The organism is Sutcliffiella horikoshii (assembly GCF_019931755.1).
Taxonomy (GTDB): Bacteria; Bacillota; Bacilli; order Bacillales; family Bacillaceae_I; genus Sutcliffiella_A; species Sutcliffiella_A horikoshii_E.
The window spans coordinates 1,374,284-1,389,805 of the sequence record NZ_CP082918.1 but is presented as its reverse complement, the minus strand read 5'-3'; the positions used below and the strand labels follow the sequence as shown (position 1 = coordinate 1,389,805).

Sequence of the window (15,522 nt, the reverse complement as noted above, 5' to 3'; positions counted from 1 at the left end):
AGCGAGGAGGCTCAAGCACCGCCCCGCGGAAAGCGAATATCCGTAACGGAAATCTACAGGAGTTATGCAACACGAATAGTTATTTAAGAATGAAAGGGAAACTTTTCTATTCTTTTGAAAAAAATTAAGATAAAATAAGAACATAAGTTACTATATTACAATCGCTAATAGGAGGGATATTGGATGAAATATGGAATAGCTATTTTTCCGACCAAAAAATTACAAGATCTCGCAAATTCATTTCGAAAACGTTATGATGCTCACTACGCACTGATTCCGCCGCACGTGACATTAAAAACAGCATTCGAAATTGATGAAAATGATATGAAATCAGTGACCGATGAGCTTGCAGCTATCGCAAAAGATACTACACCAATCCCTTTGAACATCTATAAAGTGAGCTCTTTTGCTCCGGTAAACAATGTCATTTATCTTAAAGTCGATCCAACAGACGAACTTTTATCACTACATGAAAAGCTACATTCCGGCAACGGATATTTTCAAGATAACCGTGAATTTTCCTATGTGCCTCATATAACAATCGGGCAAAACTTATCAGACGATGAACACTCAGATGTTTTAGGTCAATTAAAAATGACCAATATTGAACATGAAGAGATGGTTGACCGCTTCCACCTTCTTTATCAATTAGAAGATGGCATGTGGACGGTTTATGAAACATTCCGCTTTGGAAAGGATTGCTGACCCTTGCATGTACAAGTTGTAGATACAGAGAAAGAACTGCAGGATGCCTATTCTGTAAGGAAAACGGTATTTGTGGAAGAGCAAAATGTGCCTCTTGAAGAAGAGATTGACCAATACGAAGAAGACTCTACACATTTTGTTTTGTATGATGATGATCAAGCAGTTGGTGCCGGGCGTTTTCGCATTGTTGAGGGCATCGGCAAAGTGGAGCGAATTTGTGTCCTTCCTTCCCATCGTACATCCAAAGGTGCCGGACGTCTTATCATGAATACCATTGAAGAATATGCAAAAACAAAAGAGATGCATGTATTAAAGCTTAATGCGCAAACACATGCTGAACCTTTTTATGCGAAACTTGGATACGAAACGGTTTCCGACATATTTATGGATGCCGGAATCCCCCATGTGACCATGACGAAAAACATCTAAAAAGATATCTCTCCAAGGGAAACCTGTCGAGAGATATCTTTTTTGTTTTCATACTTTTCCCCCTCCATACTAATACTACTTTCAAGGACCCAACATAAAGGATGACATAATCATGATGATGGACTACGGTCGTATTGCAGTAGAATTGGTAATTGGTTTCTTTTCACTATTTCTCATTACCCAGTTACTCGGGAAAACACAAATCACTCAAATAACACCGTTCGATTTTATCTCCGCACTTGTATTAGGGGAACTTGTAGGAAATGCGTTGTATGATAATGATATTGGAGTGGTTAAAATTATCTTCGCACTAGGTATGTGGGGGCTGTTGGTCTTTTTACTTGAAACGATCACACAGAAAGTGCGCAAAACAAGAGGATTATTAGAAGGCAGACCGTCTATCGTCATACATAAAGGCATCATTAATAAAAAGGAATTGAAGAAGTCCAAACTAGATATTGACCAGCTGCGACACCTTCTTCGTTCAAAAGGGGCTTTCTCCATTCAAGAAGTCGAATATGCCATCCTTGAAACGGATGGGACAGTTAGTGTTTTAAAGAAGCACCCATATGCTCAACCTCTAAACGAAGATCTCAACATTCCTTTTAAAGCGGTCACCCTTCCTATTCCGGTTATTTCTGATGGAGAAGTTTTAAAGGACAATTTAGATGAATTCAACCTGTCTGAGCAATGGCTGTTAAACGAAATAAAAAAAATCGGCTACCATACCCCACAAGACATCGTGTTTGCCGAATGGGAAGAAGGAAAGCCAATCTATGTAATGCCTTATTCAGAAGAGGATGCCACGACCAATTGATTGTTGCGGACTAAAATCTCCACACGACCTTCTTGAATCAATTTAGTCAAATATGCTGTCACGGCCGTTCGGAACAACATAAATGACGGCACATTGCGAATAGTGATTTCTTTTTCCGTACAAGCTCTTGTAACTAACTGTTCAATGGAAATTCCGTCTTCCTCTTGATCCACCAGTGAATATAGTAAATTTTCAATTTGGTCGTGAACTTGTAAATTTTCCTCAATGGTAGAAAGATGATTTTTTTCATAGCTTCCATGTCCAGGCACCGCTCCTGCACACGGGAGTTTTTTTATTTTTTCAAGGCTTTCCATTGTCTGTTTTGCATCAACAGTATAAGGAATGCCATGTTTATGTAGGATTTCCACACCAAAATAGGCGTCAGCGGCAAAAAGAATATCCTCGACGATCACGCCGAATTGATGGTAACTATGTCCAGGCAAATCGACTGTTTGAAAGCGGGACTCCCCCACTCTCACCTCACCTGCTTCTTCGAGAATAACATCCACCTTAACCGGTTTCCCCTCCAAAAACTTGTTCCTCCATTCCTGAATGGGATTCACACCGTGAAACAAGTACAATGGCTCGAGCATTGGTTCTTGCAGGATGGCAGCTTCAAATTTAGGTGCCATGGTAAAGACCTTTTGTTGCCTTTGCAAATATTCCGCTCCGCCATAATGATCGGCATGTGCATGCGTAATGAATAGATGCGTTATTGGCAGTTCCTCAGCTTTTAAAATTTTTAACACTTTTTTCATCGCCTGTTCTTCAAGTCCGGCATCAATGAGCATTCCTTCCGTATCGGAAAATTTTACATACCCAATATTGACGGACCCTTGAAAATAATAAACGTTATCTGTTATCGGATGAAACTCCACGTAACACACACTCCCTATATCTTTGAACTACTATATGGTTTCGTGAAAGAAGCGTCCTTTTCCTGTTATGTCGGCCAATAATTTGTCTGAAATGCCTGAAGCTTGCTTTTCTTTTTTTCGATTAGCCTGATTGTGCTGTAAATTTTTATGAATCTCTTCCCATGACTGCTGGGGATCCACCTTATAAAAAGCCGGTCTAAATACTGGATCAAGTTTAATCCGTTGTTTTTCGGAAACAGTTCGGTTCGCATATTGTGTGTAGGTATCCATTTGCACTGGTAAAACATATCCCATCACATTTCTCCCCTTCCCTATTTTACCTATAATTTTCCCTGTTTTTGCATAACACAAACTTCCTTTGACTCGTGTTCTCTCTATATAATATGTGTTACTATGGATAAGATTGACGGTTATAAAGGAGTCTACACGTATGAAGTATGCTGTTTGGAAAGAACGAACATTACATATAAAAACAATGGCAAGAGAATTGTATCAAGAGGTGTATGACGCCGGCGTAAAGGGCGATCTCACATGCAAAATCTGTGGTGAGAGTGTCAAGCTCTATTTAGGTCTTAAAAAAGAACCTCATTTTTATCACATAGATGCTTCTATAGCTCATGAAGAAAAAGTGCCGAAGACAAAAACAGCGGTAGCGCAAAAACAAGAATATGTGGAGCGAGATGGATTCCGTTATCCTAAATCCAGAACTGTTATTGCGGAAAAAGAAAAGCCAGTGGATACATGGAAAGCACCAATGCCGCTGACACATCTACCTATCTTTATTAAAGAACATACGAAAAGCCATTCAAATATAAGTGGGTTTTTCTATGGGTTACAAGAAAAAAATATATTTTTAGATCCCGCCCAGCAAGAAGCTGTTTCGACAGTAGATGGACCATTGCTAGTACTGGCAGGTGCCGGCAGCGGAAAAACTCGGGTATTGATCACTCGTGTCGCTTATATGGTCCAAGAGGAGAAAATCGATCCAAAATCCATCATGCTGATTACCTTCACAGCCAAGGCAGCAAATGAGATGAAAGAACGACTTCGATTATATGAATCACCCGGTTCAAGAATGTTCACCACTCTTTTATCCGGTACATTCCACAGTATTTTCTACAGAATGCTTCAACACCATCACCCTGAGAGATGGAACGGCGACAATTTATTGAAATGGGATTGGCAAAAGGAGCAATTTTTAAAACAAGCCGGTCGCAAGCTTGGTTTGGACGAAAAGGATTTTCCATTTGATCAGGCCATTCAACAAATAGGTTATTGGAAAAACAACATGCAAACACCAAAGGCCATTAAACCAACAAGTAAGCTAGAAGAACAGTTTCAGAGTTTGTATCAGGACTATGAGGACTGGAAGCGCGAGAAGAATGTATTTGATTTTGATGATATGTTGCTTGGCTGCTATGAGCTGTTAATGGAAAATCCAGCTCTGCTCGCGAAATATCAGGAAAGGTTTCAATATTTCTTGATTGATGAATTTCAGGATATTAACAAGGTACAATATGAAACAATGAAACTACTGGCTAAAAGTGGAAATATCTGTGCTGTTGGGGATGATGACCAGTCCATTTATGCGTTTCGAGGGAGTAGTCCTGATTATATCTTGAACTTTCATCGGGATTTCCCTTCCACAAAAGTCGTCACTCTTTCAGAGAACTACCGATCTACGCATACAATCGTTGCTTCGGCCAATCAAGTTATTGAAAAAAACAAGAACCGCAGAGTGAAAAAAATGATCGCTCAGCGAGACAATAAACAGTTTCCGATTTTATTTTACCCTTATGATGAGGAAGAGGAAGCTACGATTATCGTACAGGATATGAAGGAACAAATTGAACAAGGGGCCACTCCAAGTGATTTCGCTATCCTATATCGGACCCATAGTGCTGCACGTGCAATTTTCGAGAGACTTTCACAATCCGGCCTTCCGTTCAAGCTTGATCAAGATTACGAAAGCTTTTATAAAAGAAGGATCGTGAAAGGTATTCTCGGTTTCTTGCGACTAAGTCGCGACGCCAATGATGTCCAGGCCTTATCAGATATACTGCCAGCTCTTTTCCTTAAGCAATCCAACCTCCAGGATGCAAAAGCCATCAGTATTTTGGAAGATTGCAGTTTAGTAAAAGCATTGAGCAAGTTGACCAACGCCCAGCCGTTTCAAGTGAAAAAAATCAAGCGGATCATCCCATTGTTTAAAACACTTGCCAACGTCTCTCCTTCTGTTGCTCTGGAGATGATAGAAAAAGACATGGGCTTTGATGATTACATTAAAAAACGCGGCAACGAAGGGAATTCCCTCGAAAAAGGATCCGATGATATTCGCGACTTGAAGGTGGTTGCCCGCAAGTTCAAGAGCATCTCTGATTTTCTCGACCATGTGGAAGATATGATTGCAAAGACAGATGAGATGAAGAGACTCAGCAAGCAGTATTCCAATGCTATCCACCTCTCCACCATCCATCGCTCCAAGGGACTGGAGTACACCCATGTCTATGTTCTCAGCGCCGTCGATGGCAGCCTTCCACACGACTTTGCCTTAGAATCCTACCGGAATGGCGAGCTCGGGGCACTGGAAGAAGAACGAAGACTATTGTATGTGGCAATGACAAGAGCAAAAGAAACATTGCTACTTTCCGTACCGATGAATCGTCGAGGAAAAAAGGCCTACATGACTAGATTTATAAAAGATATTCTCTAACGAAGAGCGCTAATCCTCCTAGTTTTTCAGGATTGCGCTTTTTCGTTTTGTCAACAAAAAACAACAGAAAAAACTTTATTTTTTGAATAGTGAAAAAGAACGTTTTAACGGTTCCTATCTGGGTATGTACCCTTTATAGATGAGTTGAAAGGGGCATATTTTTTTGAAAACATTGGATCCTCACCATAACTGTTCCATCACCAAATTGTCCGATGAATCTCTCCAGTTTGCATATGAAAACGCGAAGGCAGAAAATCTAGATCACTATTTCATTCTACTACTGGAAGCAGAGTTACTGAAACGAAAAGAAGGATGCTTGTACTAATAATGCTCCATTTTTTTATTAAAAAATGCTACTATTTAGAGTATATAGATAATTTTTCATAAATGAGGGGTTGTAAAATGGCCAACGTCGCACAGGAAGAGCAAGATCTACAATATACTTTTCATAGAAAAACCGCTGTTAACCTATTCAATGAAGTATGGGATCTGATGGAAAAGCCGGACCGTACTTCTGAAGAAGATTTCCAAATGATACATAAAGCGCATTCCTCCCGCTTCCACTGGGGCGAAATTGGCGGACCTGTCAACTTTTCCCGAGGTGAATGGCAAATATCAAGAGTATACGCCGTTTTACGACGCCCAGAACCTTGCCTCATGCATGCTAAAAGAAACCTTGATATCGTTTTAGAGCATGAGATCAAGGACTTTGACCTCGCATTCGCATACGAAGCCCTAGCCCGGGCATACAGCCTAAGCGGAGATAACGCAGCAAAGGAAAAGTACCTTAACCTGGCAAAAGAAGCATCCACACTAATCAACAAAGACGCCGACCGCAATGTTGTGCTTAAGGACTTGGAGACGATAGAGTAGGAGTTTCAAGGTAAGCGAGATTTTAATTAGATTATGATATTCCTAGCTGTTGATTGGAGCAAAAGGCGTAGACTCCAGCGGGGGAGGTAGCGACATTGTTGAGACCCCGCAACGAAGTGAGGAGGCTCAAGGTCGCCCCGCGGAAAGCGAAGCCATTTGCGGAAATCAACAGCGGCGTTTGACGCGTTCAACGCAACAAAAAACATCTGCCCGACCCACTTTAAACGTGGAAGGCAGATGTTTTTTTACTTCTTCTTCTCATTCAACATCTTCGAAATAGTCCCCATATCAACAGGCTTATTCCCATTAATCAATGTATTAACAATCTTATCTTCCAATTCCTTAGGTACCTTCTTATTCGCCAACGTCGCTACACGAGACACCAAATTACGCACCGTCTGCTCGTCTTTGAAATTCGCATTCTGCATAGAATTGGCAAGCTCAAATACGTCCTTCATGTTTACGCCCGTCTTTTTCTCAATGCCTTTAAAAATATTATTATCCACCAAACATCCTCCTCTCGGATATATCACATCATATGTGAGAGAGCCTATCGGTGTGCCACTAATAATTGATCACTGCTTGAATGGTGGACGAAACAGAAAAGCACGGGGACACGTCCCGCACTTTCCTTATTCCCACTAATTATTTATTAATAGAATTTAGATGCACCAACGATGATCAAAAGAATGAATAGAACAACGATTAGCACGAATGTGCCGCCTTGGTTGCCACAACCGTAGCCGTAGTTAGCGCCACCTACACCATAAGGATAGCCTCCATAGTAACCCATAATCTCGCACCTCCTTAATGAAGATTCCCTATTACTATATGTACTTTTCCAAAAACGGTATGGGCACTTTTACACGCAATGTGCAGTTTTGCGGATTTTTTTTAGAAAAGGGGGGATTTGGGGGTCTGGTGTGAGTTTATAAGTCTGGCTGACTTTAGAGGTTGGCTAGATGATTGTTAGGTTGGACATTTCCCAAGTGACCTTCTACATTTCCCGGCATACCTTCTACCACTTTAACCTGCTGCTTCTACCATTAACACGCTACCTTCTACCACTAAAAGAAAAGCTTCTACAACTTTCCCCCAAAAAACAAAAAACGAAGGGGACCCCTACCTCTCTCCCACTTCGCAAATATAAAATTCACTCTTCTTCATCCTCATAATCCGGACCAACAGTAGTTGCCTTACCTTCCATCCACCGTTCCAAGTTGCCAATGTATTTTTTCATCCGCGCTTCCAATTGTTGCACATGCATGAATCCCTCATCTGCTGATTGAATATTTATTTTCGCCTGTTTGCCGGCCTCCGCAATTCCTTCATCCACCTTCCACCGCTCAAAAAGAAACTTTAAATGCTCATCTCCAAAATCAAATTCGCTCATCAATCTTCACCTCAAACTATTATATGAACGAAAAAAAAGCCGGTAGCTTAACCCTTCAATAATGGGCGCAACTTCCGGCTTAGCTCTTCCAGACTAGTCATAGCACTCTGATAAAAAGCGCTGCTCCCAGCCGAACTCGCGGTTACACTAAGAAACGAAAAATCTGAAGAACATTTATCAAGTGTCACAAGTGTTAACATTTTTTCTTTCAGCGGCGCCGCTTTTATATGATCATTATATAAATCCACACTCATTTCTCCCCAAGCATTTACTTGAGCAAGAAAGACATTATCCAAGAGAACATTCCGTTTTTCGAGTTCCGCATCCAGCCATGCCCGGTTTAACCCTATCTGAGCAAGGGACTCATCTAAAATATCTCCGTCCATAATTACTGTTTGAGGCTCTTTTTGATCAGGAATGTCAGGATGGAGATCTCCGTATGTGGCAGGTTGCTTGCTCTTTTTCAAAAGCACACTAAGCTCACCGTTTGATTCAAGCGTGGCAAATTCGATATCTTCTACTGAAAATATATCTTTCTTACGCAATTGCTCAAGAAATTCATCTATCGTGTACTTTTCTTTCTTTAAGTTCCCTTCCAGAATCTTTCCCTCTCGCACAAACACGGTTGAGTTACCCTCCACGAAATCTCGGAACCCTTTGTATCGAAGGGAAATTTGTGAAGTCACAAGCGGAAAAAGGGACCAGATTAAAATACTAGTAATACCGTTCTTCAAATCCAATTCCCGATCCATCGACAATGTCCCGGCAATATCCCCCACTGTGATACCAACGATATACTCAAAAAAAGACAGCTTTGACAGCTGCTTCTTTCCTAAAAGCTTCGTAATCAAAAACAACCCAATAATAATCGCAAATGACCTAATAGCAACCTCTATCCACTGCGGCACCACAAACTCCTCCCCGTCACTCGTTCCTAATTTCTTTAAATTTCGTTTATCTTTTTATCAATGTTAGCAAGAAGATCGTCAATTTTCATCATCGATTCGTGGTAGGTGTTTTGGGCAACCGGGTCACTCGCTTCCATCGCATACACGTGAAGGTTGTTTCGAATCATATTCAGACTTGCCCTGTTATAAGTAAGCATCATTTTTTCATCCATCTAAAACGCAGCCTCCTTATCCTTTCGGTTTAAACAGCAGTGCCCCGATGAAACCGAACACGATTGCTGCTGAAATACCTGAGCTTGTCACTTCAAACATCCCTGTCAACACTCCGACAAGCCCGTGTTTCTCAGCCTCTTCCAAAGCACCATGCACCAAAGAATTCCCAAAGCTTGTAATGGGAACCGTTGCACCTGCCCCCGCAAAAGCAATAAACGGTTCATACAACCCTAGACCATCCATTACTGCTCCTGCCACCACCAACGTACTCAACGTATGTGCGGGAGTTAGTTTGAACACATCAAACATAATTTGTCCGATCACACAAATAAGTCCACCTACAACAAATGCCCAAAAAAACGATAACAACATCAGCTGACACCCCCCATCCCCATCTCAATGGACACTGCATGAGCAATACATGGGATAGATTCCTTCTGTTGAAAGGAAACTGGAGATAACAATGCGCCAGTAGCAACTAGCAAAATCCGCTTATATGTCCCTTTTTTCATCTCATTCAACAGATGGCCATATAAAACCACAGCCGAGCAACCCGCTCCACTTCCACCTGCTAAAACCGGTTGGCCCTCATCATAAATCATCAACCCACAATCCTGATACTGCGCGTCAGTTATCTGTAACCCTTTTTCCCTCAACAATTCAAGCGAAACCTCTCGACCAATTTGTCCAAGGTCACCTGTTGCAATCAGATCATAATAGGATGGATCCCTGCCAGTATCTTTAAAATGGGCTTCTATCGTGTCCACCGCAGCAGGAGCCATCGCACCACCCATATTGAACGGATCCGCAAGTCCCATATTAATGACTTTGCCAATCGTAGCAGAAGTGACATGCGGCCCTATACCAACACTGCTTACAAGCCCCACACCCGCGCCTGTGACGGTCCATTGTGCCGTCGGAGGCTTCTGGCCGCCATATTCTGTTGGATAACGGAATTGCTTCTCTACAGCCGCATTATGACTTGAAGCTCCTGTTAAACAGTACTTTGCTCCGCCATAGTTCACCAGGAAGCTAGCCAGCGCCAATCCTTCCATAGAAGTCGAGCACGCTCCGAACACACCAAGGTACGGTACTTCCAGAGCCTCAGCCGCAAAATTAGATGGCGTCATCTGATTAATTAAGTCGCCGGCCAATAGAAACTGCACATCAGACAATGCCAATTCCGCCTTCGTCAGAGCAGTCTCACAAGCTTGCTCTAACAACACACGGTGCGCTTTTTCATAGCTGTCCTGCTCTAGCCACAAATCTTTGTGCAGCATATCAAAGTCATTAGCAAGCAAGCCATTCGCCTCAAAAGGACCACCAATGGCAGCACTTGAGGTGATAACAGGCTTATTGGCGAATACCCATGATTGTTTTCCCTGTAGCATTAGAACCCTCCTATCGAAACAACAATCGTCTTCACAAGCGCAACGACAAACGCCGAGAATACGCCGAACAAAATAACCGAACCTGCGAGTTTGAACATATTAGAACCTACCCCAAGCACGTAACCTTCTGTTTTATGTTCAATGCAAGCAGAAATGACGGCGTTCCCGAACCCTGTTACAGGTACGGCACTTCCCGCTCCGGCAAACTGCGCAATCCGGTCATACACACCAAATCCTGTGAGCAACATGGCGATAAATATCATGGTAGCGACAGTCGGATTTCCCGCCGTCACTTCTGTAAAATTAAAGAAATATATGTACATTAATTGAATTGCCTGTCCCACAATACAAAAGACGCCACCCACCAAAAAGGCGATGATGCAATTCTTCCAAACCGGTCGCTTCAACTCAATTTTCTGTTCCAACTTCTGATAGGCTTTCTGTTCTGGTGTTAGTTGCTTATCCTTCTTGCTCACTAGATGGCACCTCCTATGCTTTTTCTTCACGTAGTGTCTTCATTTTCTCAATCCGCTTTTCCAACTCTTTTTCAGAAATCTCATTCTGCTCTACATCTCTTCTAAGCCTTTCAATTTCAAGGCGAATCTTTAAATCATGGGAAACAACCACATTTTCATCTGGAAACTCTTTTTCCAATGCTTTTTTCACCTTTTTTTCAATCTTCTCCGTAAAAAACTTCTGATACTGTGTCACATGAAAAGCAACTACCAATTCGTCTTCCGTATCATATGCAATTGCACCTTTTACCTCTTTGAAATCTTTCGCAATCTCCTCTGCCCGTTGTTCTTTGTCAGACTTCTCCTTTTGTTCACTAGAAGTCCTCATGACAGTATCCTCGACTCTTTCTTTCACCTCACCTTGCCCGCACGCTCCTAACGCACTCAAAGACATCACCAAAATCACTACAAACGCCACCGCTTTCACTACATCACCTCATTTTGCGTCATTACTCTATCTCTTAATATTTATATCTTCCTTCTAAATTATGTATAGAAAAGTCCACTTTAAAAGGCCCTCCCTAAGGAGAGCCACATTTAATCGATAATTCTTGCCACGATACTTTCTAGAATCCCTGCAACACCTGCTGCACCAAAAATAATCAGTACAGGCTCCCCTATAAAAGGATAAAACGTCATTAAAAGATACAATCCTGTTGTAACCCAAACCCCGGTACACCAGTAACAGCTCAGCAGCTCCCCAATCCAGCGTCTGAGCCCTTTTCCTTTAATGATGATGTATTCCTCTATTTCTCCCTTATCATTCTTCTCCTCAATTTCTTCCATAAAAGGCTTTCGGATAAAACCGGCAATCTTATCCAGTACAATAAGCCTTGTTAAACGGAAACTGGCAAGTCCAAGCAGAACAAACCAAAACCAGCTTTCAAGCAAAAAAATTCCCCCTTTCATATTGATGATATGTATGAAAAGGGGAATTAGTAGTATTGAATATTAATCCTCTGTAATAATCTTTTTCTTTTTTCCACAGTTACAACCTGAGGATTTTTTCTTTTTGCTTATAGATTTTTTTGGAGAGTTTGCCGAAGTAAATACTTGCGTATTCTCAACTTGTTTTTTCGAATTATAATAATAATAATTGTTCATAGTAAACCCCCAATTTGTTAATTGAATAAGATAGTACCATCTTATGCATCTTTAACAAAAAGGTTTTCCGCATATATCATTACCTTTGCTCTATTTACCAGTTTTTTTCACATTATTATAAAACCAAGATTGTATACGTGGATCATATTCTTGATCCTGTGGAGCAGTTTTCTTCTTTTCTAGACTGGAAACTTTGGTGGATTCGTGGATTACCTGATCACCTTTTTTCTCTAGCTCGCTTACACTCTCATTCAACTTTTTCAAATCTTCCATTAGCTGAGCATTCTCATTATGCAACGTTTTGACTTTCTCTTCTAACTCAGCGACCATTTTGCGGTAAGACAGGTTTTCTACCTCCAACTGCTCATTTATATCGGCTATTTTTTGATAACCTTCACTTGCCTGATTAGAGCTTTCAATTTTGACAAGTAACCCTTTGACTGTTTCTTTTACCATTTCGTATTCTTTTTCAAGATCCTGATTAATTGTGCTTTCCTTTTCGAGCTCTCGCTTCAGGACCTCAAACTCCTCCGATAGTTGTTCATTCACCTCAATTGCTTTCAAGTGTGCCGTCCGTTCTGCCTCACATTGTTGCTTAAGCTGATACACTTCATTGCTAATGGTCATCAGTTTCCCTTGATGATTCTCTTTTTGCTTAATAAGCTCTCCTTTATATTGTGCAACTTCATTTTGAAGCTTAGAGATTTTTTCGTTTTCCTCTTCCTCCAATTTGGTCAATTGGTCAGTAAGCTGATAAATTTTCTCTTCATAGGCGTCTTTTTGCTTTTCTATATTCTTCAAGAGAGACTTACTATTAAGTCTTTCTACATCTGCAGTAAGGCGCTTCACCTCAGCACCTAAATGAATAATTTTCTGTTGCAAGATTATTTTATCGTCGTTTTTAAAGCTCTTCATGCTTATCCCTCCCAAAAAACTTCCCTTTTAAAAGTAATTCCATTAGCTTGGGAAATATGACAATCAAATACAAAAATAAAATTTGGGTTTTTATCTCGGCACACTTACCCAACAAATTCATACTATACAGTAGTCCCGTAACCCAAATGGGTAATAAAAGTATAGGAGGAGTTTTAAGTGAGTCATAACGAAACTGAAAGAGTCTGTATTAAGACTCGTAAGGTTTACGACTGGGTTACCCGCCAACTAGATGTAGCTCTAAAACCTATTTGCAAGAATGATTTAAATGGCCTATTTGCTTGTGACCTAGACCATAACGAAGATGATAACATTGCAGACATCTTATGCGATAAAAAGCTAGGGCCTTTGTCTGTAAAATGTTTCTTATCTGATGAACATGGACATAAGGTTGATACACTTGCACACCATCATCATCGCCACCACAAAGGTCTAGTATGTAAAGAGATTGATCAAGCGGGTGGACGTCAAGATGTAGAAGTGGAAATTGGAGGAACTGAAATTACCCTGCAAAGAGTCAAAGTGTTAATCAAGGGTTATGTAACAGTTCATATCGTAGATGAGATGGGGCATGTTGTATGTTGTTCTGCTCCAATCCCTTTCGCAACTGTTCAAACATTCCTTCTTTGTGCACCTGAAGGAACAGAGTTAGATTGCCATATCACTTTCTTTGAATGTGATGCAAACCTAATTGCAACTCCAGACCTTTCTCAATTAGACGTTAACCTTATTCTTTGCTTAGATGTTCAAATGGAAGCAGATGTTAAATTAGAAGTGGAAGCAAGAGTTTGCAGACCGCGTGAGGAAATTATTGAAGGCCTTCTTTGCCCGCCTAAAGAATTCCCACCGCAATGCCCAGAAATATTCCCGGCACATAGAAGACGCTAAATACTTCCTTTAAAGAAGTGCTTTATATCTTATCACAACCATCAACTTTCAGGTCAATCAGACCTGAAAAGTGATGGTTGTTTTCATATGACAAACATCAATCTACATAGGTTGTAAGAATAAAGAAGGAGATGATATTGTGGGAAACTTAAATGAAATGAACAAACAAATACTAATTCATTATAAAGCAGAAATAACAAAATATAAGAACCGTCTTCATGAAATTCAAATGCAGCTACAAAAAGAAAAAACTAGAACTCTTTTTTGGGAGAATAAATATAAAGAAGTAAAATTTAATCAACTTGATAGGTTGGTTGGTGAAATAAATAAACTAAAGGAAAAAGTTATGTTGTTAGAAGTGGAACTAGAGGAAGAGAGAAAGATAAGCTCGGAAATAACTATAAAACCTATTGATCAACCTATAATAACACGTAATAAAGACACGATATACAGCTACTTCAACTATACTTTCATTGTTTCAAAGGAAGAGTCCCTCATCACAATCTTGGCAGACTTTCATATTGAGAATAACTCCACCTTGGATTATGAAGATTTAATACTTTGTCTTAAAGTGACCTCCCGAGAAAGAGTCTCTCTTACGGGAAAGATAAGTAATCCTGATCTATTGGAAGAAAATAACCCTAGTCAATCTGGTGAATGGGTTTATGCAACAAAGGATTGGAAAGAAAAGATTAGAAGTGAAGGTGAATATTGGATTAGACCTACCAGAAGCCCAAATTTAAAAAAGAATGAATCCCTTTCGTTTAAAGGATGGGAAATAACAATCAATCAACGCTCTTCAAAATTAACAGTCGATGGCTTTCTTTACAGTAGTGGCTTGCCTTCTCCATTAAAAGCAGTAAACAGAATTAACCTCAAGTTCACGTAGGCATAATTACTAGTTTAATAGAAAAAAAGGCGCTTGTACCATGGTAAATGCCCTCTCCGATTACTAGAAGCAGAATACATTATTGTAGGAAGATAAATTTTCCTAACATAATTAGAGGGAGGCAAAAATTATGAGTTGTTGTGGAAATCATCATGACCATAAAGACAAACATCATCGTCAAGATTGTTTTTGTGGAAAATTTCCTAAATATTTATTAGGGCAAGTAGTTATTGTAGGTACCATTGCTGGTACATTGACAGGGGTTACATTCCGTTTAGCATGCGTTGATGAAAAGTCTGGGATTATTACGCTAGTAGTAGTAACCGCTCCAGAGGGAAGTCCTTTGTTACCTGGAGCTCTATTTTATGCATGTTGCAAGGACATTGCGTTCATCTCACCAGTACCACCTGTGGCTGGTTAATAAAATCAATTATTAGTTAAGGAGGAAAGAAAAATGAGTTTATATTATGAATATAAATCTAAATGCTCAAGAACAGAACCTATCAGAGAAGAAGAGAATCACTCCCAAGATTGTTTTTGTGGCAAGTACCCTAAATCTTTGCTTGGGCAAGAGGTTGTAGTTGGTACCGTTGCAGGTGCTTTTACAACAACCTACCGTATAGCATGTATAGATGAAAAGTCCGGAATTATCACACTGGTAGTTGTCGAACTAGGTGATGGACCATTTACTGAAGCCGGTCAACTAGTATATGTATGCTGTAAAGACCTTGCATTTATCTCCCCAGTACCGGCAGCTTAATAATATGATCAAACCTAAACACCAGCACATTAGTATGTGTTGGTGTTTTTCATTCATTATATATCCAAGTACATAAAAAAGGGCACCTCCTGTCCAATTTACAAGGTTACCAA

The 15,522-nt window shown here is 40.4% G+C and carries 23 protein-coding genes; 10 read left to right on the top strand and 13 right to left on the bottom strand.

The genetic code is table 11. The features are described from left to right. Positions 1–183 precede the first annotated feature (183 nt). From K7887_RS07145 to K7887_RS07135, 3 genes are all read left to right on the top strand, one after another. Positions 184–705: a YjcG family protein gene (locus K7887_RS07145; RefSeq protein WP_223492853.1), complete on the top strand. Its 522-nt coding sequence runs from the start codon at positions 184–186 to the stop codon at positions 703–705. Positions 706–708: 3 nt separating this feature from the next. Further along, entirely contained in the window at positions 709–1,134 is a 426-nt protein-coding gene (locus K7887_RS07140; protein WP_223492852.1) for a GNAT family N-acetyltransferase, read from the top strand. 115 nt (positions 1,135–1,249) lie between these two features. After that, a complete protein-coding gene (locus K7887_RS07135; protein ID WP_223493601.1) occupies positions 1,250–1,951 on the top strand; it encodes a DUF421 domain-containing protein in 702 nt (233 codons plus the stop codon). On the opposite strand, the gene K7887_RS07130 is transcribed toward K7887_RS07135, so the two are convergent. Both K7887_RS07130 and K7887_RS07125 read right to left on the bottom strand, forming a co-directional pair. Then, positions 1,921–2,829, bottom strand: a complete 909-nt coding sequence (locus tag K7887_RS07130; RefSeq protein WP_223492851.1) for an MBL fold metallo-hydrolase — start codon at positions 2,827–2,829, stop codon at positions 1,921–1,923. The genes K7887_RS07135 and K7887_RS07130 overlap by 31 nt on opposite strands. 30 nt (positions 2,830–2,859) lie before the next feature. Continuing rightward, the gene (locus K7887_RS07125; RefSeq protein WP_223492850.1) at positions 2,860–3,123 is read right to left on the bottom strand and encodes a hypothetical protein; all 264 of its coding nucleotides are present in this window, start codon (positions 3,121–3,123) and stop codon (positions 2,860–2,862) included. Positions 3,124–3,259: 136 nt separating this feature from the next. Between K7887_RS07125 and K7887_RS07120 the strand changes: the two genes are divergently transcribed. From K7887_RS07120 to K7887_RS07110, 3 genes are all read left to right on the top strand, one after another. Beyond that, positions 3,260–5,542, top strand: a complete 2,283-nt coding sequence (locus tag K7887_RS07120; protein WP_223492849.1) for a UvrD-helicase domain-containing protein — start codon at positions 3,260–3,262, stop codon at positions 5,540–5,542. 163 nt (positions 5,543–5,705) lie between these two features. Beyond that, entirely contained in the window at positions 5,706–5,867 is a 162-nt protein-coding gene (gene sda, locus K7887_RS07115) for a sporulation histidine kinase inhibitor Sda (RefSeq protein ID WP_223492848.1), read from the top strand. A 77-nt stretch (positions 5,868–5,944) separates the two neighbouring features. Then, the gene (locus K7887_RS07110) at positions 5,945–6,415 is read left to right on the top strand and encodes a hypothetical protein (protein ID WP_223492847.1); all 471 of its coding nucleotides are present in this window, start codon (positions 5,945–5,947) and stop codon (positions 6,413–6,415) included. A 245-nt stretch (positions 6,416–6,660) separates the two neighbouring features. On the opposite strand, the gene K7887_RS07105 is transcribed toward K7887_RS07110, so the two are convergent. The 11 genes from K7887_RS07105 to K7887_RS07055 form a co-directional block, all read right to left on the bottom strand. Then, a complete protein-coding gene (locus K7887_RS07105; protein WP_223492846.1) occupies positions 6,661–6,921 on the bottom strand; it encodes a sporulation-specific transcription regulator SpoVIF in 261 nt (86 codons plus the stop codon). A 146-nt stretch (positions 6,922–7,067) separates the two neighbouring features. Further along, positions 7,068–7,208, bottom strand: coding sequence for a YjcZ family sporulation protein (locus tag K7887_RS07100; RefSeq protein WP_088017705.1), 141 nt, complete (start codon positions 7,206–7,208; stop codon positions 7,068–7,070). A 360-nt stretch (positions 7,209–7,568) separates the two neighbouring features. Continuing rightward, positions 7,569–7,808 (bottom strand): hypothetical protein, encoded by a 240-nt coding sequence (locus K7887_RS07095; protein ID WP_223492845.1) that lies wholly within the window; start codon positions 7,806–7,808, stop codon positions 7,569–7,571. Positions 7,809–7,855: 47 nt separating this feature from the next. Next, positions 7,856–8,716: a DUF421 domain-containing protein gene (locus K7887_RS07090; RefSeq protein ID WP_223492844.1), complete on the bottom strand. Its 861-nt coding sequence runs from the start codon at positions 8,714–8,716 to the stop codon at positions 7,856–7,858. A gap of 35 nt (positions 8,717–8,751) precedes the next feature. Then, positions 8,752–8,928 (bottom strand): hypothetical protein, encoded by a 177-nt coding sequence (locus K7887_RS07085; RefSeq protein WP_223492843.1) that lies wholly within the window; start codon positions 8,926–8,928, stop codon positions 8,752–8,754. 16 nt (positions 8,929–8,944) lie between these two features. Beyond that, positions 8,945–9,301, bottom strand: a complete 357-nt coding sequence (spoVAE, locus tag K7887_RS07080) for a stage V sporulation protein AE (RefSeq protein ID WP_223492842.1) — start codon at positions 9,299–9,301, stop codon at positions 8,945–8,947. Beyond that, the gene (gene spoVAD, locus K7887_RS07075) at positions 9,301–10,320 is read right to left on the bottom strand and encodes a stage V sporulation protein AD (protein WP_223492841.1); all 1,020 of its coding nucleotides are present in this window, start codon (positions 10,318–10,320) and stop codon (positions 9,301–9,303) included. The genes spoVAE and spoVAD overlap by 1 nt, the downstream gene beginning before the upstream one ends. Then, positions 10,320–10,796: a stage V sporulation protein AC gene (gene spoVAC / locus K7887_RS07070; protein ID WP_223492840.1), complete on the bottom strand. Its 477-nt coding sequence runs from the start codon at positions 10,794–10,796 to the stop codon at positions 10,320–10,322. Before spoVAC ends, spoVAD begins: the two co-directional genes overlap by 1 nt. A gap of 13 nt (positions 10,797–10,809) precedes the next feature. Beyond that, positions 10,810–11,262 carry a YhcN/YlaJ family sporulation lipoprotein gene (locus K7887_RS07065; RefSeq protein WP_223492839.1) on the bottom strand — a complete coding sequence of 151 codons (453 nt, stop codon included), beginning with the start codon at positions 11,260–11,262 and terminating at the stop codon, positions 10,810–10,812. Between the two features lie 110 nt (positions 11,263–11,372). Beyond that, positions 11,373–11,726 carry a DUF1360 domain-containing protein gene (locus K7887_RS07060; protein WP_317849241.1) on the bottom strand — a complete coding sequence of 118 codons (354 nt, stop codon included), beginning with the start codon at positions 11,724–11,726 and terminating at the stop codon, positions 11,373–11,375. Between the two features lie 303 nt (positions 11,727–12,029). Then, positions 12,030–12,854, bottom strand: coding sequence for a coiled-coil domain-containing protein (locus tag K7887_RS07055; RefSeq protein WP_223492837.1), 825 nt, complete (start codon positions 12,852–12,854; stop codon positions 12,030–12,032). Between the two features lie 177 nt (positions 12,855–13,031). Between K7887_RS07055 and K7887_RS07050 the strand changes: the two genes are divergently transcribed. From K7887_RS07050 to K7887_RS07035, 4 genes are all read left to right on the top strand, one after another. Further along, complete coding sequence (locus tag K7887_RS07050; protein WP_223492836.1) at positions 13,032–13,760, top strand: BMQ_0737 family morphogenetic spore coat protein; 729 nt, start codon at positions 13,032–13,034, stop codon at positions 13,758–13,760. 139 nt (positions 13,761–13,899) lie between these two features. After that, positions 13,900–14,649 carry a hypothetical protein gene (locus K7887_RS07045; RefSeq protein ID WP_223492835.1) on the top strand — a complete coding sequence of 250 codons (750 nt, stop codon included), beginning with the start codon at positions 13,900–13,902 and terminating at the stop codon, positions 14,647–14,649. A 130-nt stretch (positions 14,650–14,779) separates the two neighbouring features. Continuing rightward, the gene (locus tag K7887_RS07040) at positions 14,780–15,070 is read left to right on the top strand and encodes a hypothetical protein (protein WP_223492834.1); all 291 of its coding nucleotides are present in this window, start codon (positions 14,780–14,782) and stop codon (positions 15,068–15,070) included. Between the two features lie 33 nt (positions 15,071–15,103). Then, entirely contained in the window at positions 15,104–15,409 is a 306-nt protein-coding gene (locus K7887_RS07035; RefSeq protein ID WP_223492833.1) for a hypothetical protein, read from the top strand. Positions 15,410–15,522: the final 113 nt, after the last annotated feature.